Source organism: Paenibacillus sp. JT22N12, assembly GCF_056269365.1.
Genome location: NZ_JBWDNU010000018.1, coordinates 62,446 through 84,529 on the forward strand (window position 1 = coordinate 62,446; position 22,084 = coordinate 84,529).

Consider the following 22,084-nt stretch of genomic DNA (forward strand, 5'->3'; position numbering starts at 1 on the left):
AAAACAGCCTGTTTTCCCGCATATTCCGGTCCATATCGGGATGTAAGCCTTTTTCCCGGCAAAAATCAATTGGAGAAAGGAAATAAAAGCGCTTTCCGCTGTGATACAATATTAGGTATTGTTTACATTGGAGAGGGCGAATGCTGATGCAGCCGAGCACGCGGTTCAGATTGAATTTCTCAAGAGGTACAGGTATCGAGCCCCAGTACAGGCTGAATAATGAAGCGATTACCGCTCTGTTCGTACACGGCTGCTTCCAGTTCGGGGCCTCGATGTCGGGGTTGTTCCTGAATCTATACCTATGGCGCCTGACACAGGACCTGACGGTTAACGGCACATACAACATCGTGGTCTACCTGTTTACGCCGCTTGCGTTCGCAGCAGGCGGATGGATTGCCAAACGCAAGGATAGAATGGTCACTTACCGCCTCGGCATTGCGACGATCGCCGTATTCTATCTGCTTGTGGTTATCGCACAGGAGAAAGTCGCGGAATATTACATCCTGTTCGCGATCTTCAACGGTATTGCGGGAGGGTTTTATTGGACGGGGTATCTGGTACTGATGTATGACGTGTCGAACGAGAGCAACCGACTGCGCTTTCTGGCCATCAACATGGTCGTGTTCAGCACCGCAGGACTGATCGGACCTGCGCTCGCAGGCTTTATTATACAAATGAACGAGGGGCTTCAAGGCTATATCCTGACGTTCCTCATCGCTTCCATCATGTTCGTTGTGGCTGCCATTGTCAGCTTCCGCATCAAGGCGTCTCCCTCGCATCACAAGGCTTATCATTTGCGTCTGATGGGCCTCTTGATGCGCAAGGAAAGACTGTGGCTGCAGGGGCTGATCGCGTTTTTCATCATGGGCCTATTCCAGGGGATCATGCTGTTTTTGCCGAATATATTACTGCTGCAAACCGTAGGCAGGGAAGATTGGGTCGGCTATTTAGGGGTGTTTTTCTCATCGCTGACGGTCATTACCGGTTATATCATTTCGAAAAAGGCGAAGAAGGAGCAGGCCCGCAAATATGTGCTCATGACCTCGACGGGCGTGCTCATCGGCGCTTCCTTCCTGCTGTTTGAGGTGCATCTCTGGACCGTTATGCTGTTCATGATCATGTTCTCTATCTGCAATCCGCTGGTGGGCAATTCGCTGACCTCCTATTATTACCGGCTGATCGGCAAGCTGCCGCTCAAGGGTCAGCTGCGCGTTGAATCCGTGGTGATGAGGGAGGCTTTTTTGAACGCCGGACGGGTGGTCTCGATTACGCTGCTGATTGTATTATCCAAGGATCTGGATTCCGTCTGGCTGCCGATTGTGCTCGTCAGCATGGCCGTCCTGCAGTATGCCATGTACTGGTTGATCCGCGAGGAGTCCGAGCCCAAGATCAAGGAGGTTCGCACACGAAGAAAGTCAATGTAAAAAAGGACCGGCTCAAAGCGAAAAGGATTCCGCTTTGAGCCGTCCTCCTGGCCGTCCTATTGGCCAGCCATCCACTCGAGCAGCCGCGGCAGCTTGATCCACAGCTGAAAGTGGCTGTTTACATATAGTGCGGCTTCATAGGAATCTCCCGGACTGTACAGATCGGGCATCGTCTCCGGCAAAGGCATCAAGCCAAGCAAATAATCCGGCACATGCCTGTTTGCTTTCCGCGCATTCCGGTAGAGCATCTTCAGCCTGGCTGACTTGCCATGGCGCAGAAACTCCAGAATGACGCGGTCATAGGCGAAAGAAGCATCGACATCGTCCTCATAGGTCTCCAGCAGCCTCTCTGCATCATCCAGACACTTCGTGTCCAGATAAACGGCTAGCAGCAGATATCTGGCTCCCACATTATCGTCCGGGGACAGCGAAAGCAGATCTTCCAGATGATAGACCGCTTCTGTCTGATTCTCCAACTCCCAGCACAGCTCGGCATAGGCGAATTTGATCCGGATATAGGGGCGCGTCTCGTGAATAAGCCAGAAATTTCCCCGGTTCTCCGCGATAAATCCTTCACCCAGGTCAAGCTCCGCTGCTTGTAGGCCATGCCTCAAATAAAGATAAGCCTGCTCCGGATCGGAAGTCGCCCCCGCCAACAGCAAATAAGCGTCGGCACAATACGGGTTCAGTTCCAGCAGATGCTGAATAAGATCCAGGCGCTGCCTGCGATTCGGCTGCAGTTCGGCCCTTTGGAGAAGCTCGTCCGCCAGCTTGATCGATTTCAGCGGCAATGCATCTCTGGATTTCTGCGAAAGCGGCGGAAGCTGGAATACCTCATGATCAAGGTCTTCATGGTCCCCATTCTCGTATTCATCCAACATATCGCCATAATGGTTCTCGGCAAACTCGCTCAGCTCCTGGAACCGCTTGGAGATTGTTGCAACCGATACCTGATATTTTTTCGCGAGCTCTGCTTGGGTGATTATAATCCCGTGCGCCTCGCAGACCAGGTATTCCAGCGCAGCGCAGTAGGCTCCGAATTTGCGGAAAAGGGGCTTCTGCACATTGGAGAATTCGTTCCATAGACTGACGGCTTCAATAATGTGCTGCTCCTCAAAATACGGCTCCATCCCGTCCGTCAGATGATGGGCCAGCATGGGGTACAAGGCATTATGCCATACCATGTCTTCATCTATGAGCGAATGGATTTCGGCTACGGACAGGTGATAATCAAGATCCGGCTCCGGGAGGGCCGCCTCCAGTCCCGCGCGATCCGCGAGCTGGTCCTTCTCCAGGCAGCAGCGTTTATACTTTTGTCCGCTTCCGCAGTGGCAGGGATCATTTCTTCCCGGTTTTGACAAGATGCTTCACTCCAAACGATTAAATTTAAACAGGCAGATATACGGCTATATGAGCAGGAAGACGGCATGCAGCTACTTCGAAATGTATTTGCTGCGGTATTGACGTGGCGTCATTCCTGTTTTTTTCTTGAACAGGGTCTGAAAAAATTTAATATCATTATAACCTACCTGTATGGAAACTTCACGGACAGACGCTGCGATTCTCAGCAGCTCACAGCTTTTGGCGATCCGCAGCGACTGCATATATTCCGTAAAAGACTGGCTGACGGACTGCTTGAACAACCGCTGAAGATGGCTGACGCTCACATGAATCAGGGCGGCAAGCTCCTCCAGCTTCACATTCCCGTGATAATGCGAATGGATATGCTTGAAAACGGGCTCCAGCTTGCTCACGGTTGACGAAGGGAGTCTTCCCTGCTGCTCGCAGCGGTAAAGCACAGACAGCAGCTCAAGCACCTGTGCGCTCAAAATCATTTCACTGCCGCAGAGGCGCAGCGAGTATTCCATAAACAGCTTTTCCATCATGGAAAGAATCTCATCCTGATTGTCTTTGTAATAGTAATAGCGGTATGGATCGAGATGAAACATCCGCTCAAGCCCGATGGTGGAGGGAATGGAATCCAGAAACCGGCGGATAAAGGACCGCTCGAACAGGCAGTTATAGACAATCAGCCGCTGATCCTGCTCCTTGGAAATAGGGCGGAATACATGGGGAGTGCCGATCGCAATCACAAAAATATCGCCGCGTTCAACATCAAGCCGCTCGTTCCCGATGTAATGGACCCCTCTGCCTTCGGCAATATAGGCAATCTCTACAAAGTCATGGACGTGCAGGGGCAGCGTGAAGGATTCCCTTTCTCTGGCAATGAATAGAGGGAGCTGATCTCTCCAATAAAAGGAGCCGTTCAGGATCGCCGGTGTGCCTGTCATGCCGCACGCATCTCCTTAAGCAGGATGGAATCTACCCCTAATTGTAGCATAATCGCCGGTATGTCCGCTTCCTCCGCTGCTATATAATGATAAGCAAAATCCAAACAGGAACCCGTCAGGAGGATTACCCATCTATGCTGACTGTACATCATTTGAGAGTGAATGGACATAAGGAGCCGCTTGGGATCGATAATGGTGCAATCCGGTTCTCATGGCGTCTGGGCAGCGATTCGAGAGGTGCGGGATCGGAATCCGTACGACTATATGTGGCAGCAAGCTATGAACGGCTGCTCAGCGGTTCGGGAGATATATGGGAAGAGGAAATCCAGGACAGCAACAGGCTGCAGATGGACTACAGCGGTCCTTCCCTCGAAGGACGCAGACGGTACTGGTGGCGGGTGGCGGTAACCGACAGACAAGGCATTTCGGCACAATCTGAAATCGCCTTCTTCGATACCGGGCTCCGTCAGGAGCAGTGGAAGGCCAAATGGATTTGGCGTCCGGGCAAGCGGATGATCAATGATTTTGTCTACTTCCGCAAGGAGATCAATCTTCGCAAGGCGGTGGCCTGCGCCAAAATATTCGCCACCGCGCATAACGCAGCCCAGCTGTTTGTGAACGGAGAACGAATCGGCGGCAGCGGATCTCCGGCTCCGACCAATCCCGGCAAGCGCAAATATGTATTGGCCTATGATGCCTCTCATTTGCTGCACAAGGGAAGGAATTGCCTGGGAGCCATTGCTCATTACCTCGGCGGAGACGGCCAGAATTACGTCAATGGGCTGCCTGGCTTCTGTCTGCAGCTGGAGGTGGATTATATCGACGGCACCTCGCAAACCTTCAAGACTGACGCTTCCTGGCTGGTTCTGGCCGATCCGCCGCACCGGGCGGGGACGAATTATCAGCAGAACCGCCGGATAAGCGCGATTGAGGATGTGGATGCCCGCAAGCTGCCGCCACGGTGGAGCACGGCGGGAGGGGGCGGCAGTGAGGCTTGGTTGAAAGCCAAGCCAGCTCCCGCTTCCGTGCAGCGGTGGGTCCGTCAATGGCAGGAAATCCCCGAAGGAGCGGTCGAGGAGCTGCTGGTTCCTGCAATGGTCCAGCCCTCACATATCCGCGAGCAAGAGAAGGCACAAGTATTCGATGTCGGGCGCATTATCTCCGGCTGGCCTCTTATCCGGCTCAGAGGCATTGCTGGTGTTACGCTTCGCATCCGGTATTCGGAGGATCTGGACGAACAGGGCTATGTCAAACACAATGTGTCCAATGAAAAATCAGCTTATTATTACGATCAATATACGATGCGCGGAGACGAAGAGGAAAGCTGGCAGCCGGATTTCTCCTACAAGGCTTTCCGGTACCTGGAGGTGAGCGGATATCCCGGGGAGATTGCCGCAGGCGAGAATCTTTGGGCCGTGTCCGCCCATACGGATCTTCAATATGAAGGGAGCTTTGACAGCTCAAGCTCCCTGTTGAACGCCATGTACGAGGCCTGCATCCGCACGCAGAAGAATAATGTGCTGGGCCAGGTCGTGGATTGCCCGCACCGGGAGCAGGCGCAATATCTTGCCGATTCGGACCTTCAGGCCGAGGCGCTGTTGTTCAATTTCGACGCCCGCCACATTCTCGAGAAGGTGGCAGGCGATTTTGCCGATTCACAGTTTGCCGACGGCACATTCCCGTTCGTGTATCCTTCCAATAACGGGCATCCGGATTTTAATCTGCAAATACCGGAGTGGGATCTGCACTATAACACACTGCTGTGGAAGATCTATTTCATTTATGGGGACGAACGCGTACTGGCGAAGTATTATGGAACGGCTGAGCGGATGGCGGATTATTACCTGGGCATTCTGGACCGGGGGCTTGGTCTGGTTCCGGTTGACAAGGGCTGGCATATCAGCGACTGGCCTTATCCCACAGTCGATCATGAATCGGAGGTGCTGACCGTGCAGAATATGAAGCTGTACGCGGCCCTCAAGGTACTTGCGGACACTGCTTGCCTGATCGGCCGGGAAGAAGACGGCATCTATTATAGCGGGCAGGCGGAGCGCCTGAAGCTCAATATCCTGGAGTACTTGTATGACCGCGGCAAGCGGCGGTTCAGGGATGCGTTGGGGTCGCAGAGTACGCATCAAGGCGTAAACGGTCTCGGGATATATCTGGAGCTTGTCCCGGAGGAAGACAAGGCTGCTCTGATTGAAGCCATTGCCGCAGAGAAGCGGGAATTCAGAACGGTGCTTGGTCTGCCGCTGCTGCGGGCCCTGTTCGAGAACGGCCGGCAGGAAGCCGCATACGGAATCATTGATAACCCGGAATATCCGGGCTGGGGCTATATGATCAGCCAGGGAGCCAGGACGATGTGGGAGGGCTGGGAGGATATCGAATCCCATTCGCATGCCTGGAACGGATATCCGGCGCGTCTGCTGCAGGAGTATGTGGCAGGCATTCAGCCCGCGGAGCCAGGTTTCGCGCGTGTTCGGATCAAGCCATATCTGGCGCCGGAGTTAACCTATGCTGAGGCCTCTGTTCCTACGATACGGGGAAAAGTCAGGGTGCGGTGGGAGCGTCTGAATAAGGGAATCCGGCTTATTGCGGATATACCGCCGGCCATGACAGCCGAGATTGAATGGGATGCTGAAGCAGATGGCGGTCTTGACAGCATTCGGGAGAGTGAAGGCATCGTATGGGAGGAAGGCAGGTTCGCTTCCGGGGTTCCCGGCATCCTCAGCTGCGACAAACGCGGTAAGCAGATGATGTTGAAGGTGGACTCGGGCCAATATGAGTTCATCATCGAATAGGCGACTTTTATCCTGAAACCATTGACATTGGCAGCCGATTTCCTTATGATTATGATAATCATTCTCACAATCGGTTGTTAAGTTCATCCAGTATCAAGGGTGCTGTTAACACGCAGGAGGAGGCTCTTCTCATTGGAGCATGCAATGGACTTTTCACTGGCGAAAGCTTATTTCCATATTTCACCTGAGGGTGCGGACCATCCGGAAGTTTCCATGGATGCCGCCGAGCTGCTCATACCGGAACGGATGCAAGAGATGATTGAGGTTGGCGGCAGGCTTGTTCGTGCCACCAAGCCTGCTCTGACCGCGTCTTTCATCGGATTGAGTGTCTTTGGCCTTTGCTCGACAATTCAGCTGTTCCTGGCCCAGTATAATCGGCTGCTTGATTTGTCGCTGGATAATCTGACCTTCCAGATGTCCAATCAGGAGTATGCCTCCGTCTCCTATAAGATCAAGGAACCCCGCTGGATTGATGTCCCGGAGCCGGGACAGCAGCGTGAGGACTTCCTGATTCGTGAATTAACGGCCTATTATCAGCAAACCGTTAATCCCTTCATCAAGGCGATCGCCGCAGCCACAGGGGGCAAGCCCGAGCTGATCTGGAATCAGTTCGGAGCCCGCAATGTCTATATGCAGGAATATATCCTGAAGATGGAGACGCGCCCGGAGGTGCTTGCCCGCTTCAACCATGATTACAAGCTTCAGACCGAGCTGCTGGGCGCTGAGGTATTCAACCTCCGGCGCAATCCGTTTTATCATATCCCCCGGTATATCGAAAGTCCTTACAAGCCCGGAGAACAGATAATGATGCGTTCTTCGTGCTGCATGTACTACTGTCAGGAAGATGGCCAAATGTGTTATACCTGCCCGCGTCTCACAAGCGGTGAGCGTAATGAAATGAAAGAAAAGATAATGGCAGCAGCCAAATAAGCCCGGGGTGAGCTTCACACCCGGCAGGTATTGCGATGCTTATCCATTATAGCCTTCCTGTCTGCCCCAGCGCCGTGCGCTCTTCCCCTGCTAAAAAGCAGGACGATGAGCTCACGGCGCTGTATTAATTTGGACGTGCTTCTAGTAAACTAGAGAAAAAGCCCAGGAAAGGAAAGAATCTTTTGCCCCAGTTATCCGTAAGAGGAATAGAGCCGCAGTCCATGGCGCTTGTCAGCGGGCGTTTGGTCGAGGAACTGGCTGTTATTTGCCAGTGCGATACCAATAATTTCACGATTGATTGTCTGCAGATCACCTCGGTGTGGGGCGGGGAGGTTGTGCCCACTTACCCGTTCATTGAGGTGGCCTGGTTCGATCGGGGTACGCAAGTGAGGGATCAGCTGGCCAGGGCCGTGACCCGCCATGTTCAATCTCTTGGTATCCCGGAGCTGGAAATCGCCTTTCGGGTATATCGGGAGAATGAGTACTATATCAATGGACTGCCCTGTGTGTAACCTGCCTGTTTTTGAACGAAAAGGGTGAGCCCTGAAGAAAAATGGGCCGTACGGTGCGAATACATCGCGTCTTACGGGTCTTTTTTTCGACCTCAGCAAAGCGGAATCATTTCTGGAAAAATAATTGGATATTCAGGGGGGGACAATATCGAAAATTGTCGAATAAATTAGGTACATAGTAACTAAGCGAGGTGCAGGATGAAACCTATATTGAAACGGGTGCTTATTGCCTTGGTTCTTGTCACTTTCCTGATTCCGCTGATTTCTATTGTTACAGCGGCTGGGAAGGAGATGAAGAAGCAGCCGTTCACCATTATTACCTCATGGGATCAAAAATGGGGGCGCGGCTTCGCATCAAGCGATCCGTCTAATACAATCAAGGCCGCAGACGCGAATACGGAGGGAGAATGGAGACAGGTCCATCTGGCTGACAATAACCTGTCGGTCCACTCCAGGGATGATAGCAGTATTATGATGAACATCAAGCTGCCTGCGCTGGGAAAGCATGACGGCTTATACATAGATAAATTTTATGCCAATCGGATCCGGATCTACGAGGGCGGCCATCTCATCTATACATCGGATTATGATTTTGTATATGACGTCAATCGAATCCTGCTGCCCCTGAGCCCGCAGAGCTCAGACAAATTCATTCAGATCCGGGCGGAATCGGATTCCGAACGGATAGGCGCTGCATCGAAAATTATTGTTGGCGATTATCAGAAACTCGAAGAAAGCTATGTGCGGGAAAATCTATTCGATTTATTTCTCGGCTGCGCATTTATCTTCGTCTCGCTGATCATGATGGTAACAGCTATCTTTCTGAGCCGGCAGCAGCGCAAAAACTGGCTTTCCTTGAGCATTATGATTCTGTCTATCGGTATTCTGATGATTTGCTATGAGCCGTTTCTGTACACCTTCTACGGACAATACGGCATGCTGTTCGTAAGCTCGTTTGATGTCGCCCTGCTGCTGTTTCTGCCTTCCTTGATCAGCTTTTTTGAAAATATGTTCGGACCGGGCTACTACAGCATATTCAGCAAGCTGCGAAAATTTCAAATGGCTTACTCCCTCTTTGTGATGATTTGTCTGGCTATTGATCTTGCGACCGATTTGCGGTTTCATTCAATTTATTTCTTCTTTTCGGTCCAGGTGCTGGGTCTGATTATGGTTGTTCATTTCCTGGCCATTGTGATCTCGACCATCATTTATGCTGTGAAAGGCAGTAAAGAAGCTCTGATCCTTTCCGTTGGAATTGGAATATTTGCTGTAGTCGGCATCGGTGAGCTGCTGTGGTTCTATCTGATTACCGAATTTTACGATTTCAAGTTCTGGAGGTTTGGCGTTGTCGCTTTTGTATGCTCGCTGATTATTCTGCTTGGCCGCAAAATGGCCCATACCCACAATAAAACGGTGCAGTATTCCAAAGAACTGGAGATCTACAGCCAGAAGCTGCAGCTCTCGGAAAAGACAGAGGTCATCAGCCAGCTCGCGGCATCGGTCGCCCATGAGGTGCGCAATCCGCTTCAGGTTTCCCGCGGTTTTCTGCAGCTGCTGCAGGAGCGTTCGGACAATATCAGGGAGCAGGGCTATATGAACTTGGCCATTGAGGAGCTGGATCGCGCATCCGTCATCATTACCAATTATCTCTCCTTTGCGAAGCCTCAGCTGGATACGGTTGAAATCCTTAATTTATCCGAGCAATTGAAGCATGTGGAGGGAATGCTGTTTCCGCTGGCCGACTTGCAGGGAGGACGACTGGAGATCCAGGTGGGGCCGGAGCTGTATGTAACGGGAAACGCGGGAAAACTCATGCAGATCTTTGTGAATCTGATCAAGAACAGCATTGAAGCTACGGGTGAGGACGGGCTTATCAAGCTTTGGGCATATGAGAAAAAAGGAACGGTCTTCATTCATCTGGAGGATAACGGAGAAGGCATGGATGAGATGATGCTGGCGAGAATCGGCGAGCCCTACCTGACGAACAAGTCCAAAGGAACCGGGCTCGGGATGATGGTAACCTTCCAGCTGATCGACCATATGGGCGGGGAGCTGCACTTCAACAGCAAGAAAGGGCTGGGGACAGAAGCAATTATCAAGCTGCCAAGCGCATCCGCCAAATAACAAAAAGCGTCATAGTGAATGCTATGACGCAGGGGTTCTTATCCGTTATAGAGCAGTCTCTCTACTCTTTACCACATCGAGGCGGCATCGTCCTCTTCGCCTTCTGCAGGAGCGGGAGGGATGACCAGATAGAATGATTTCGGTGTTTCTTCCACGACGCTGACTTGGATATCGTCAGGTACGTCAATGTTGAAGGATTCCTGAATGGCTGCTTTCGGATCTGCAAGCAATTTTTCCTTGAAAGCCGGATCTTTCCAGGCTTTCTCAATAATTTGGTTCAACAATTCTTGTTCAGCCGACATGTTCATCATCCTTTTCGTTGGTATAAAAGACTCAGGAAAATTGTACCATACTTGTTCGACATATTCTACTAAATTATGAACATATTTGACTATTTTCCTTATATATCAACAGTCTTTAATAGGATGGCGAACATATGCACCTCGAACGTTTGGTCCGGGCTCATAAACCATTGTACAAGCTCATCTTCGCGATCAGCGGGCAAGGGATGGCCATAATGGTATCCGGTCACGAGCTGCATATAACGGTACATCAAACGCTTGGTATCCAAAGCATCTGCAGCCGCACGGTAGCGGAAGAGATGCTGGCTGGCGAATCCATGAAACCTGGCCTCCAGCGCAAGTGAGTCCTTCAGCCGCAGCAGTCTCGTACGGCGGAGCGGCCGGCGCATCTGACTGTAAAGAGAGCTGAACAGCGGCAGACTTTCCGACCAGCGGGTTTCTTCGGTATCCTCGATGTCGATGATGATGATCGTGGAATGCGGATGCGTCCGATCCCGCAGCCACCGCATGAAATGGCCCTGATCCTGCAGATGGGCGGCTACCAGTCTCACAAGCACCAGATCGTAGCGGTGATCGCTTTCATAGTTTTCATAAGAGCTGTGGACGAACGACAGGTTCGGTGTCTCCTTAAGCACGGCATATTGGTAGATGCCCTCGTCCATTTCCAGGCCGGTGCATTGCCAGCCCGGATAATGCCGGCTCAGACGGGACAAATATTCCCCATTGCCGCAGCCTACATCAAGCAGCCTGAGCGTTTCGGATCCGCCGTACTGATGCAGCAGAAGTTCCATTTCCAGATTGAAAAAAAGATCGGTCGTAGCCGTCAGCATTTGATCAAACCATTCTATCCTTGCCATTCTATCATGCTCCTGCCGTATTATTGCTCAATAGTCTGTTTCTTCCTTTATCGGCAGGATAAACCTGATTTTGAAGGCTGTTTCCTTGCAGCCGGACGGCAGAAACAAACAGGACACAATAAAAACTGCGCCCGGCGGTTCCTATTCCGCTGGCAGGCGCAGTCCTATGTGTGTTTTGTCACAAATTAGAAACGCTTCAAGTATTCTTCGAGCGTCACATCGGCTTTGGTGATTTCTGAAGCAATAAAAACACCCACATAGCGGATATGCCAAGGCTCATAGGAGTAGCCGGTAAGCTTTTCCTTGTCCTTCTGATAACGGATGATAAAGCCGTATTCAGCAGCGTGAGCCTTAAGCCACTTGCCTTCCTTGGTGGTGCCGAAGCTTTCTTCAAGGCCGTAGCCGACGCTGGCGCTGGATACATCCATGGCAAGACCGGTCTGGTGCTCGCTCTGGCCGGGATGGGCGCTTGTTTTATTGGCCTCCTTCTCGCCTTTAAGATCCGCATTGCGGTCGAAGATCGCTTTTTGGGTCGCATACGATCTGTAGCCGGAAACGGCCTTTAATGTGATGCCATCCTTCTTGGCGCCTGCGAACAGCTTCTCAAGCGCGGTGGCTGCGACCTTGCGCATTTGTTTCTTGGGGTTGTTTCCAGAGAAGGAGAAAGCAACCTTGGGTATGACCAGATCAACAGGCACATAGGAGGATGGCAGGTTCCGGTACTTGTTTACCAGTTCCACGATGCTGCTTGAGTTGGTGATGACGCTTTGTCCGGAGGCATTCTTCTTGATCGTCAGACTGGGCGCGTTGGCATGCATATAGCTGTTGAAGGTCGGGTAACCTCCGTAACCGCTTGCTGCGGAAGCCGTTTTGGCAGATGCAGCATCTGAGCTTGCATAACTTTTAGACTGGCCAAGAGCGGAAAACACTAGCGCGCCACCCAGTGTACCAAGTAATATAAAGGATAATACCCTTTTATTCGTTTTCATTTCATTTCCTCCTACAATGTTCAGCTGATATCCATAGTAGACGGTTAATATATCGAGACAATGTGCGGACTGTTTCCGACTTGTAAACAAAACGCAAGAATGGAAGTCTATCAAGCAGGCTATTATGGAAATGCTGTCGAATACAAGCAAACAACGACTCGGAGACATGAGGTGCTTCCCCCATGAAGGCCATGCCTAAAGCGATGGTGATTGTTATTGTCCTCTTATCTTTGCTTTCACTTATACCTCCAAAAGCGTACGGTGAAGCGAAAGCAGATCGAATCACTATCCAGGTATGGGAAATGAAATGGGAGAGTGATGCAAGCCATTATTCACCGGAGACTGTGCTCGGAGAAGATGGCTGGCTGCCCATTCAGGCGGATGATCCTGTAACGGTCAAGCCCGATGAGGCTACAGGAGCCTGGATCAAGATCGATTTGCCGGAAATCGCTGATCGTTCCGGGATTTATATTAAGAAGATGTTCGGCCAGAATGTGCAGGTCTATCTGGACTCCAAGCAGATCTATGACAACAAACGCTCCTACAGATACGATGATTACCGGCTGCTGCTTCCACTGAGTGCGGAGGACACGCGGAGGAGCCTGCTTATCCATACGGAGACGACGATGAAATCTCTGGGAATCTCCGAGGAGGTTGTCATTGGAGACTATCAGCAGCTGACCAGCCGTTTTTTTAAGGTAGATATTCTGGATGTTGTATTGGGCAGCTCATTCCTGTTTGTGTCCATTGTCATGCTGACCTGTTCCTTCTTTCTAAGCAGGCAGCTGCTGCCGGCATGGTATTCCCTCAGTACCGTGATCATTTCCATCGGATTGTTCATCATCATTTATTCACCGTTCATGTACACCTATTACGGCGCCTACGGTACTGCATATATCTTTCTTTTCGATGTCGCGATGATTATCTTTATGCCGGCATTGACCTACTATTTTGAGTGCATGTTTGGCAGCGGACCGTACGGGATTATCCGCAAATTCCGAAGAGCCCAGGTCGTTTATTCGCTCGTAAGCCTGTTCTCTATCGCTTTGTACGATCTCTACCCCAACGTCTTCTACCCGTTCTATCATATCTTCACCGGGACCCTGCTGGGCATATCGCTCATCATCCAGTTCATTCTCATCGTCGGGATGACCATCGTGTATGTGGTGAAAGGGAACAAAGATGCGATCATCATATCGACGGGATTCTCGCTGTTTGCGGCTTTGGCAGTCTCCGATCTTATATTCTATTACACCAGGGACAGCCAGTACACCTTATATTTATGGAAATGGGGAGTTGTCGCTTTCATCTTCTCGCTCATTGTCCTTCTGGGGAAAAGATTCACGCAGAATCATGAACAGATCGTCAGATATTCCAAAGAGCTGGAGATGTACAACTATCAGCTTCAGCGTTCGGAGAAAATGGAGGTCATCAGCCAGCTGGCCGCGTCCGTGGCCCATGAGGTCCGCAATCCGCTGCAGGTAACCCGCGGCTTCCTGCAGCTGCTGAGCAGCTCCAACCAGAACGAGAAGGAACGGAGCTATTTAAAGCTGGCGATTGAAGAGCTGGATCGTGCCGCAACGATCATTACGAATTATTTGACCTTTGCCAAGCCGCAGCTGGAGCAAATTAAAGTGCTTAATTTGGCAGAAGAGCTCTCGCATGTAGAAGGAATACTGGTGCCTCTGGCCAATCTGCAGGGCGGCAAAATCGAGATCAATGTCCCCGCCAACTTGTATGTCTGCGGGAATTCATCGAAATTGAAGCAGGCGGTCATCAATCTGATTAAGAACAGCATTGAATCGCTGCGCGGCAATGGACGGATTCATCTTTGGGCTTATGAGAAAAAAGGGGAAATCATCATCCATATCCGCGATAACGGGGAAGGGATGGAGGAGAATATGCTCAAACGGCTTGGAGAGCCGTATTTCTCCAACAAGTCTAAGGGCACCGGGCTTGGTCTGATGGTCACCTTCCGGATCATTGAGCTGATGGAGGGCAAACTGGAATTCAAAAGCGAAAAGGGCGTGGGGACCGAAGCGATCATCCGGTTTCCAGCGGCCTCCGAAAAAATGGAAAGCGCCATGTCCTAAAGCAGGATATGGCGCTTTTGCTGTTACTGGTTAATGAATTTCTCAAATACGTAGCCGAAATCCTTTTCCTTGTAATCCTTATGGGTTTCAACAAGCCACATGAAGGCAGTCTGGTTGATTTCCTTGAACTGCTCCACGAGATTGCCCTGCACATTGGCGATCCGGCTCAGCGTGCCTGAAGTCATATCCAGACTTCTATTGGCGTAGCCCGCAATGATGTCATTCTCGTAGGTGACTTCCTCGATTTTGATCAGTGCTTTGTACAGGTCCTTCAGCTCTTCAATATGCTTCTTGTTCACATCGATGGAGAAGTGTTGTGAGCCAAGCGTGAATTTGATCTCCACATCAAGATCCACCGTGCCGGCGGTCTCCAGCAGCACATGAGTAAATTTATGAATGCTGTACGGGTAGCGGCGAAGCGTGCGCTTCTTGCTGATGGCGCTCGTTCCGTCCAGATGGATCAGTGCAAGATTGGTAAAACAATATTCATCTGTTTTCGATTTGATCAAAAAGTATATTTTCTCGTTTTCCTCATGCAGCACATAATCGTCGGAATCCACTTTGTCGTAATCCTCTGGCTTGATGACAGCTCCAATGTCGCTGATTCCCAGCAGATCGGCCGCAACTCGTTTAAACATAACCTCATCCCTCTCCCCGTGATGATCGTGTATTACCCTTCAATATTATACAGGAAATTGGAAGAATGAGGGGCAGAAAATTCTCTTCCGAAGCAGCGATGCGGTTGGAAAATCCCGCTTTCACATCGCCCTGTCACCCTGTACAAAAAGCCCGCATGCCGGATCCATCCGGCACGCGGGCTTATGAGAAACTGTTAGGTAAAACAAATCAGAAGTTAAGGGCCTGTCCTACCAAACTTCTTCGGTAAGAGGCTGCTGGTTGATGCTGTCAGCCGGATTCGGTGGGATGATAAGATAAAAATGGCTTTGGGTTTCTTCCAATGTCGTTAACTGAATGGCAACCGGAACATCCAGATTGAAAGCTTCCTGAATCGCTGTACGCGGATCAGCGAGCAGCTTCCGTTTAAATTCTGCATCGTTCCAAGCTCTTTCGATAATTTGTTCCTGTAGAACTCCTTTTTCGACCATTGTAGTCATAGAATCACCCTTTTTTTTTAAAATAGTTGATTACAATCCTTATATTACCATTAGAGATAGGAAAATACTACTACTGTTTAATAGGTTTAGAGAGCCAGTCGACAAAGCCCCCTCTTACCAATGAGCGTTTGCGCGCTGAGAAGCCGTTGTCAGCCCGTATCAGCTGCTCAACAAGCGATTCATGGAAGGCAAGCAGAAAAGGCGCTTGAAAAGGACCCTGCTGAAGGTCCGTATGACGCTCTGATGCCATCTGGGCAAAGCGGCCTAGAGCGCCGTTCAGGCTGATCGCCTGTTTCACCTCAAGCGCGGCAATCGGGGAATCGGCTGCCAGCTGCTGCTCCCTGCGGATAAAGGATAGCAGGCTATTGCCGCTGCCTTCGGCAAGATCGTTCTCCCAATCGGCCCAGTCATCTACCATCTGGAGCGTTGTAAGCACCCTGTCGATTGTATCCGACACGGCGGGGATAAGTGACTCACGGCCTGTCAGAAGCAGTGCTCCGGTACTGGCCAGCTTGACGGGGCTCGCCTTCATCGCCAATGCCCGGTCGGAATAGGGAGCTTGTCCTTCGGTGGCCACGGCAACCGCCCAATCCTCAATATAACTGCGAAAATAGTGCCAGAACGGTGAGGTTGGCGGAAAAGTTTCGCGATAAATGTCGAGGAAGGCTACATACAGCAGATTGCCAAGCGCGAGCTGTTCCTTCCAGTCGGCTGGAGAGGTGTCCATCAAATCATCCTGGACAAAGAAATAGAGCATAATATACACATTGGCCAAAGAGAGCCTGCGGCATATTTCCGTGTCCGCGCCGGTTGCTTCCTGCAGCCAGAAAGGCAGCAGATAGCAAATATAATTTTTGGTGCTTTCCGGCACCAGGGGGTTGTATTGGCCCAAATAATCCAGCCCGCGTGCCGCCAGCGGCTCCGGGAAAGCGGAGACAACTGCTTCGGCATTCTCGAATACAACCGCAAGTTCCCCATTAAACGACGTTTTCCAGTTCATCTTTGCGACCACAACCCTATGAATGATTTTTTGTACTTTCTGGTCCTTCTTAATTGAGTATAACCTAGTCCATAATACCTAACAATATCCTTTATTTAAAAATCATGGAAGGCTGGAGGAGGGCTTGCCGGCTGGTATATCAACATTGTGAAATCAAATTATACCCGGGAGCAGGAGTTGTTCTCCGGGTTTATTTCGGGCTACAATAGAGGACAACGGTCTGTATGGCGAACGAGATAGGAGGGGACAGGATGGATGAGACTTTGTTAACGGAGCGCCTGGAGCAAGCGCAGCGGGAAATTGCGGCATTAGCGGAGGACAAGCAGCGGCTTGAGCGTGAAGTCGCCAAACTGCGTGGCCTGCTTCGACTGAGGCAGCAGGATGCCATGTCCTCGAAACTGAAGGATGCATTGAGAGAATAATTCGCGGCTCCATGGAGAACCTTGTAGACATGCTATGCCCAAATCCATTAATAAACTGGAAAGAAAGCTGAAAAAGAGCTACAATATAACCAGTACACAACAGATGAGGTGATATCGTGTCAGAGGAACAAACAACACCGAATGCTGAAGAGAAGCAGGAGCCCAAGAAAGTATCGCTGGCTGATGCCGTGAAGCAGAAGCTGGCCCAGAAGAAGCTTGAACAGGCAAACGGCGGCAAACAGAAGTTTGGCCCAGGCGGAGACCAACAAGTAATGAGAAGCCAAAATACAAAAAAAGTGAACAACCAGCGCAAGAAAATGGGTGTATAAGAAACACCGGAAGAAACCGGGGCAATTTGTTGCCCCGGTTTCTTTTTGACCTTATAGCCTTTTCAAGCTGCATGCCTGTAAATTTCTATAAGGTTGAGGGAAGGAACTAACTCTGCCGACAAAGGATGGCGAAACCGGTTCCTCTTGATGATCGTCATGGATTCATGGGTGCTGAAAAACTTCATATGGTTGATAAAATCAACATCGTATATACTAAGAGCATCATCATCTTTTGATAGAGGAGTTGAAATTGGCGGCAGCAGAAGCAGTATCACAGATGAAGGAGGGAAATGGCGCAAAGTTTTCGAGCGTGGCAGCGTTTACAACCCGCCTGCCTGTACCGGAGTCAGAGTCTTGTCTTGCCCGCACATGGGGTTCTGGCATCAGCCGGCAGTCAGTGTATGTGTTGGACTTGAGCTTTAAGAACCACAGAAATAACCCGCTATAACCAACCCTCAGAACTTATAGAAATCTATCTTGATGTGAAAGGCTATAAATTCTATAAGTTTAAAAAGGGGGGCTGACGTTTGCGGACATCGCGTCAGTCCCTCTTCATTGAATGGCTTAAGTCCCGGCTGAGTTCGTACAGCGCCGGAATTGGACAGCAAGCTCTATTCTTTTCCCCCGGCTATCCATTTGCGGTATATCGTCAAGCTGTCCAGCAAATAATTGGATTCGTCCTCGGTTAGAGATTCTTTAAACACGCTGCCGGAGCCGCGGTCCTTGGCCATGGGGTAAGTCATCTCCCGGCCAACCAAATCGTCGAGAGTCACCGCAAAAAAATCCGCGATCCGGATAAGCGTCCCGAGATCAGGTTCATTAATATTATTTTCATATTGGGAAATGGTCGATTTGGCGGTCTTCAAAAAGGAAGCGAGCTGTTCCTGCGTCATGGACTGGGCCTTGCGCAGCTCACGTAAACGCTTGCCGATCATTGTTATCAACTCTTTTAATTGAAATGGTCGTCATCATTATCTTTAATTGTACACGGATAACCCCATTTATTGGCGAAGGAAGGGGTTTGTTCACGATACATGTTATTATGTCTTGAAAATGATTAAAATAACCGCTAGAATAAGGAAATAGTTCATGTAATATGAATACAGGCTTGGGATTATTCAGGGGAGGAAAGCAATTTATGTATTGGACGGGAGGCGTTCATCCATTAACGGCGCTTGTCGCTGCCATTGTATTGTCGATTATGCTGTATATTATGCATCAAAATCAGCGAAGACGAGAAAAGCTTATGATATATTGGATTGAAGAATCACAATCCGAGCTGATCTGGCGGGAAGAATTCGACAAGCAGGGAGGGCGCGCTCCGACGATGGAAATGCTGACGGATTATTGTTTGGACAAACCGGGTGCGGTCAAGGAGTACCCGTTCGGTCCGGGGACCATGGTGGTCAAGGTGGGAGGCAAAATTTTCGCGTTTCTCTCGGGACAAGCGATTTCGCTCAAATGCGATCCGGTCATAGCGGAGAATCTGCGTGAACAGCATGAGGCGGTGACGCCGGGATATCATTTGAATAAGAAGCATTGGAATTCGATCCGCGTGGATGGATCGCTCACCAGTGAAGAGATCAAGTCCATGATCGATCATTCTTACGAGCTGGTATACAAGGGCCTGCCCAAAGCGGCGCGGGAGCAGATGGGTTCGAGAGGGAAATGAACTTTTTGGTTAGGGAATAGCGGATCGTGCGGAAAGTGGAAGCAGGTTGGTCCTGTTTCCACTTTTGCTGTCAGAGGGGGACTATCCGTTTATTTATTCTTCCTCGGCCGAGTCCGGTCCCATCCATTTTTTCACTTTAAACAAGCGCCATTGTCCGTCAAAGTCATGCACAAGCGTGGCCCAATCAATGCCTCCGTCATACAAGGTCGGAAATTCCGCATTCACGGCGCTGGTGGGAATATTCTCCTTCGGCCGGGGAATAAGAATATAGTCGATATCATTGCCCGGCGGGTCTTTCACGGCCTGCTTGAACAAGTAATCGCTGGTGATCAAATATTTGCGCGGATACCGGCTGCTCACGATGATATTGTAAGCGGAGTAGGAGTCCGCCAGAACCGTCGCATCCGGATAATGCTCATCCATATAATCGGCGATCTGACGTTCAAAGGTCTGCGCGGCATAATGCTCGTTGCCGGTTTTGATATGGAGGAAGGTGTTCTCGTCCGGTGCAATCTCGGGATCGGTCATGGCATAGGAAAGCAGCACTGCCGTGCCGAGCATAGCGGCAGTCATAACTGTGAACGCCAGACGCTGCCTTGCGCCCTTGCCAAAGTGCTGGAGCTCATAAGGAATCCAGGCGACGGTGACGGGAAACACATACATGAAGTAACGGAACCAGCCAAATGATGATTCCCGCAGCAGCAGGAGGTATTGCAAAGCTGGGACAGCTGCGAACAGCAGCAGCAGAATAAGCATATCCCAGCGAAACAGCCGGCCGCTGAACAGCCGCAGCAGCATGATCGACAGCAGGGGAATGGCGAACCAGAGCGTCTTCTTCAGCACAAACCCCAGAGCAAGAAGAGGGCTGTGGAAGATTTCCTGGAAGGCGGCATCATTCTGGAGCGCTCCGGATTGCGCCACGTTGGAATACTCCGAATTCAGAAAATAAAGCGGGTTCCCCATAATAATATAGTTGAAGAAGATCCACAGCAGTCCTGAGAACAAGGCGGGGAGCAGCAGCAGAATCCAGGTCGCCTCGACCTTATAAAGCTTTTCTTTCAGCGGCCCGCGTTTCTCCACTGCGGATACCCGCATCCACAAGACAGCAATAACCACTCCAAGTGCAAGCGAGACCCCGAAGGGTACGGCTTCATAACGGGTCCAGAAGGCCAGAGAAAGCGCGAAGCCGGCAACGATCAAGGCGCTGGTCTGACGGTTCTTGAGCCATAGGGAGAACTGGATCACGGTCATCATGAGGAAATAGACATAAGGCGCATCGCTGAGCCCGTTGGCGCCGAACAGAAAGATAAAGGGGTTCAGGCTGTACAGAAGCGCGAACATCATGCTCATGAGAGCGGACAGCCCGAAGCGCCGACCGGCGTTGTAGAGCAGTGTCGCCGTAAGGCCCGCGAATACCGAGGACTGAATCACAGCAGCAATACCGACGGTGGCGAGCGCCGGAAATATAGGATATAGCGTCAGCATGCCGACCTCCAGCAGGCTGGGCAGCGGATTCCACACGAATCCGATCGCACCCAAATGGGGATCGCGGCTGTAGAGCACATAAAATGCATTGGCTACCCGGCTGATCGCATCGGAATGCATATAGCCTATTATGGCGGTTATATAATAGCCAAGCGCAAATTCAGCGCCGAAAATAAGAACGAACAGCAGCAGCGGCAGCGGTAGCGCGCGCTTGGAGCGGATCACAGGCGGCAGCCTCCCTTCGGTCAGGTTGTCAGGTGGTATTTCAATTTTGTTTTCTCGTCCGGTCTGCTGCCTTCTGCAGGCATATTCGGAACTAACGGAAGGTCCAGTTCCGGTTGAACAGATAATTTTGTACGGGTACGACAACCGTAACCAATACCTGACCAAGCAAATAGGGCAGGTGAAGCCACTCTACGGCGGCATACATAATAAGCGTATTCAGACACAGGCCGGAGCCGGAAACAATGCTGTAACGCATGAACTGCCGGTAACCGGCTTCTTTGCCGTTCTCCGTTTGCTGGAAGGTCCACTGCTTGTTCAGCACAAAGGAGACAGCCAGCACGACTGTGAAGCCCAGTACCGATCCCGCAACGGGATGGAAGCCTGCCCATTCCACCAGAGCTGCAAGCAGAGCGAAATGAAGCGCTGTTCCCAGCAGGCCCACAACGGCGTATTTAACGATCGAGTGCTGCAGCAGCGAACGCATCGCCTGAGTCCCCCGTTTCGTCCCTCGTATAGGCAAGCGCGTTCTCGTGTTTATCAGCGATGAGGTAGCGGGGACGGCCCTTCACCTCATGATAGATAGCGGCAATATATTCTCCGATAATGCCAAGGGAGATCATCAGAAAGCTGCCGATCAGCAGCAGCAGCAGAATAACGGTCGTAAAGCCTGTGACGGCTGTTCCCTGCAGCTTCTGGACAATGGTGTTGATTCCAAGCGCGATGGACCCGACCAGAAACAGTGCCCCGATAATGCTGACCAGACGAAGCGGAATCGTGGAGAAGGATACAATCGCCTGAACGGCGAGCTTGATCAGATTGAACAGATTCCAGCGGCTTGCTCCTTCTTCCCTGGCGGGCACCGAGAAGGAAACTGTTGTCCGTTTGTAGCCCAGCCAGGCGGTCATGCCCCGGAAGAAGGTTACCCTCTCGGGCATCTCACGCCAGGACTCCACCACTTTGGCGTCCAGCAGCTTGAAATCGGAGGCGCCCTGCAGCTTATAACCGGATAGGTAGCTCAGCAAGCCATAGAAGACCTGCGCGCCTAGTTTTTTGCCTGCTGCTTCTTCGCCCCGGTTTTCCTTGACGCATTCGATGACTTCAAAGCCCTCCTCTCGCCACAAGCGCACCATCTGGGGGATGAGCTCAGGAGGATGCTGCAGGTCGCCGTCCATCACAATGACCGCGGCGCCCCTGGCATGCTCCATTCCTGCACAGAGCGCCAGCTCCTTGCCAAAATTCCGGCTGAGCCGGATCGTCGTCAGCTGGGGCAGATCCGCCGACAGTTTGACCAGCTGCTCCCAGGTCCGGTCCCTCGAACCGTCATCAACCACAATCAGTTCAAAGCTTGCGGCAATGGACTTTAGCGTATCGGCGATGATCCGGAGCGAACGGGCGATATGAGCGGCTTCATTATAGACGGGTACGATGACGGACAACTCGGGCAGGGATCGTTTCACGTCGGTTATGCTTCCTCTCTCGCCTTGCAATCAGGCGGCTGGTAGATTTGCAAATC

General features: G+C 51.1%; 21 protein-coding genes. 9 read left to right on the forward strand and 12 right to left on the reverse strand.

Features of this window, described 5'->3' with window-relative positions; translation table 11 throughout:
• Positions 1-140: 140 nt before the first annotated feature.
• The gene (locus AC0YOA_RS34625) at positions 141-1,424 is read left to right on the forward strand and encodes an MFS transporter (RefSeq protein WP_475790451.1); all 1,284 of its coding nucleotides are present in this window, start codon (positions 141-143) and stop codon (positions 1,422-1,424) included.
• A gap of 56 nt (positions 1,425-1,480) precedes the next feature.
• Here the strand turns inward: AC0YOA_RS34625 and AC0YOA_RS34630 are convergent, their stop codons facing one another.
• Both AC0YOA_RS34630 and AC0YOA_RS34635 read right to left on the reverse strand, forming a co-directional pair.
• Positions 1,481-2,785, reverse strand: a complete 1,305-nt coding sequence (locus AC0YOA_RS34630; protein ID WP_475790452.1) for an SEC-C metal-binding domain-containing protein — start codon at positions 2,783-2,785, stop codon at positions 1,481-1,483.
• A gap of 72 nt (positions 2,786-2,857) precedes the next feature.
• Positions 2,858-3,715, reverse strand: a complete 858-nt coding sequence (locus AC0YOA_RS34635) for a helix-turn-helix domain-containing protein (protein ID WP_475790453.1) — start codon at positions 3,713-3,715, stop codon at positions 2,858-2,860.
• Between the two features lie 134 nt (positions 3,716-3,849).
• Here AC0YOA_RS34635 and AC0YOA_RS34640 point away from each other — a divergent pair, with 134 nt between their 5' ends.
• The 4 genes from AC0YOA_RS34640 to AC0YOA_RS34655 all read left to right on the forward strand — a co-directional run bounded on the left by AC0YOA_RS34640 (position 3,850) and on the right by AC0YOA_RS34655 (position 10,082).
• A complete protein-coding gene (locus tag AC0YOA_RS34640; RefSeq protein ID WP_475790454.1) occupies positions 3,850-6,516 on the forward strand; it encodes a family 78 glycoside hydrolase catalytic domain in 2,667 nt (888 codons plus the stop codon).
• A gap of 132 nt (positions 6,517-6,648) precedes the next feature.
• Positions 6,649-7,446, forward strand: a complete 798-nt coding sequence (locus AC0YOA_RS34645) for a hypothetical protein (protein ID WP_475790455.1) — start codon at positions 6,649-6,651, stop codon at positions 7,444-7,446.
• Positions 7,447-7,628: 182 nt separating this feature from the next.
• A complete protein-coding gene (locus tag AC0YOA_RS34650; RefSeq protein WP_475790456.1) occupies positions 7,629-7,958 on the forward strand; it encodes a DUF1904 family protein in 330 nt (109 codons plus the stop codon).
• 198 nt (positions 7,959-8,156) lie between these two features.
• A complete protein-coding gene (locus AC0YOA_RS34655) occupies positions 8,157-10,082 on the forward strand; it encodes an ATP-binding protein (RefSeq protein ID WP_475790457.1) in 1,926 nt (641 codons plus the stop codon).
• Positions 10,083-10,150: 68 nt separating this feature from the next.
• Here AC0YOA_RS34655 and AC0YOA_RS34660 read toward each other — a convergent pair whose 3' ends face one another.
• The 3 genes from AC0YOA_RS34660 to AC0YOA_RS34670 all read right to left on the reverse strand — a co-directional run bounded on the left by AC0YOA_RS34660 (position 10,151) and on the right by AC0YOA_RS34670 (position 12,230).
• Positions 10,151-10,384 carry an NHLP leader peptide family RiPP precursor gene (locus AC0YOA_RS34660; protein ID WP_475771000.1) on the reverse strand — a complete coding sequence of 78 codons (234 nt, stop codon included), beginning with the start codon at positions 10,382-10,384 and terminating at the stop codon, positions 10,151-10,153.
• 98 nt (positions 10,385-10,482) lie between these two features.
• Positions 10,483-11,241 carry a class I SAM-dependent methyltransferase gene (locus tag AC0YOA_RS34665; protein ID WP_475790458.1) on the reverse strand — a complete coding sequence of 253 codons (759 nt, stop codon included), beginning with the start codon at positions 11,239-11,241 and terminating at the stop codon, positions 10,483-10,485.
• A gap of 185 nt (positions 11,242-11,426) precedes the next feature.
• Positions 11,427-12,230, reverse strand: coding sequence for a M15 family metallopeptidase (locus AC0YOA_RS34670; RefSeq protein ID WP_475790459.1), 804 nt, complete (start codon positions 12,228-12,230; stop codon positions 11,427-11,429).
• Positions 12,231-12,412: 182 nt separating this feature from the next.
• On the opposite strand from AC0YOA_RS34670, the gene AC0YOA_RS34675 reads away from it, so the two are divergent.
• The gene (locus tag AC0YOA_RS34675) at positions 12,413-14,323 is read left to right on the forward strand and encodes an ATP-binding protein (RefSeq protein WP_475790460.1); all 1,911 of its coding nucleotides are present in this window, start codon (positions 12,413-12,415) and stop codon (positions 14,321-14,323) included.
• A gap of 23 nt (positions 14,324-14,346) precedes the next feature.
• On the opposite strand, the gene AC0YOA_RS34680 is transcribed toward AC0YOA_RS34675, so the two are convergent.
• The 3 genes from AC0YOA_RS34680 to AC0YOA_RS34690 form a co-directional block, all read right to left on the reverse strand.
• Positions 14,347-14,961 (reverse strand): PH domain-containing protein, encoded by a 615-nt coding sequence (locus tag AC0YOA_RS34680; RefSeq protein ID WP_475790461.1) that lies wholly within the window; start codon positions 14,959-14,961, stop codon positions 14,347-14,349.
• Positions 14,962-15,189: 228 nt separating this feature from the next.
• The gene (locus AC0YOA_RS34685; RefSeq protein WP_475790462.1) at positions 15,190-15,438 is read right to left on the reverse strand and encodes an NHLP leader peptide family RiPP precursor; all 249 of its coding nucleotides are present in this window, start codon (positions 15,436-15,438) and stop codon (positions 15,190-15,192) included.
• Positions 15,439-15,508: 70 nt separating this feature from the next.
• On the reverse strand, positions 15,509-16,438 hold the full coding sequence (locus AC0YOA_RS34690; RefSeq protein WP_475790463.1) for a class 1 isoprenoid biosynthesis enzyme: 930 nt from the start codon (positions 16,436-16,438) through the stop codon (positions 15,509-15,511).
• 251 nt (positions 16,439-16,689) lie between these two features.
• Here AC0YOA_RS34690 and AC0YOA_RS34695 point away from each other — a divergent pair, with 251 nt between their 5' ends.
• Together AC0YOA_RS34695 and AC0YOA_RS34700 are read left to right on the forward strand one after the other, a co-directional pair.
• Positions 16,690-16,860 carry a hypothetical protein gene (locus tag AC0YOA_RS34695; protein ID WP_475790464.1) on the forward strand — a complete coding sequence of 57 codons (171 nt, stop codon included), beginning with the start codon at positions 16,690-16,692 and terminating at the stop codon, positions 16,858-16,860.
• Positions 16,861-16,976: 116 nt separating this feature from the next.
• Positions 16,977-17,189, forward strand: coding sequence for a hypothetical protein (locus tag AC0YOA_RS34700; protein WP_210045197.1), 213 nt, complete (start codon positions 16,977-16,979; stop codon positions 17,187-17,189).
• Between the two features lie 611 nt (positions 17,190-17,800).
• Here the strand turns inward: AC0YOA_RS34700 and AC0YOA_RS34705 are convergent.
• Positions 17,801-18,124, reverse strand: a complete 324-nt coding sequence (locus AC0YOA_RS34705) for a helix-turn-helix domain-containing protein (RefSeq protein WP_475771007.1) — start codon at positions 18,122-18,124, stop codon at positions 17,801-17,803.
• 392 nt (positions 18,125-18,516) lie between these two features.
• Between AC0YOA_RS34705 and AC0YOA_RS34710 the strand changes: the two genes are divergently transcribed.
• Positions 18,517-18,861 carry an MmcQ/YjbR family DNA-binding protein gene (locus tag AC0YOA_RS34710; RefSeq protein ID WP_475790500.1) on the forward strand — a complete coding sequence of 115 codons (345 nt, stop codon included), beginning with the start codon at positions 18,517-18,519 and terminating at the stop codon, positions 18,859-18,861.
• A 93-nt stretch (positions 18,862-18,954) separates the two neighbouring features.
• Here AC0YOA_RS34710 and AC0YOA_RS34715 read toward each other — a convergent pair whose 3' ends face one another.
• The 3 genes from AC0YOA_RS34715 to AC0YOA_RS34725 all read right to left on the reverse strand — a co-directional run bounded on the left by AC0YOA_RS34715 (position 18,955) and on the right by AC0YOA_RS34725 (position 22,028).
• Complete coding sequence (locus AC0YOA_RS34715) at positions 18,955-20,571, reverse strand: glycosyltransferase family 39 protein (RefSeq protein WP_475790465.1); 1,617 nt, start codon at positions 20,569-20,571, stop codon at positions 18,955-18,957.
• Positions 20,572-20,662: 91 nt separating this feature from the next.
• A complete protein-coding gene (locus AC0YOA_RS34720) occupies positions 20,663-21,055 on the reverse strand; it encodes a GtrA family protein (protein WP_475790466.1) in 393 nt (130 codons plus the stop codon).
• Entirely contained in the window at positions 21,024-22,028 is a 1,005-nt protein-coding gene (locus tag AC0YOA_RS34725; protein ID WP_475790467.1) for a glycosyltransferase family 2 protein, read from the reverse strand. The genes AC0YOA_RS34720 and AC0YOA_RS34725 overlap by 32 nt, the downstream gene beginning before the upstream one ends.
• Positions 22,029-22,084: the final 56 nt, after the last annotated feature.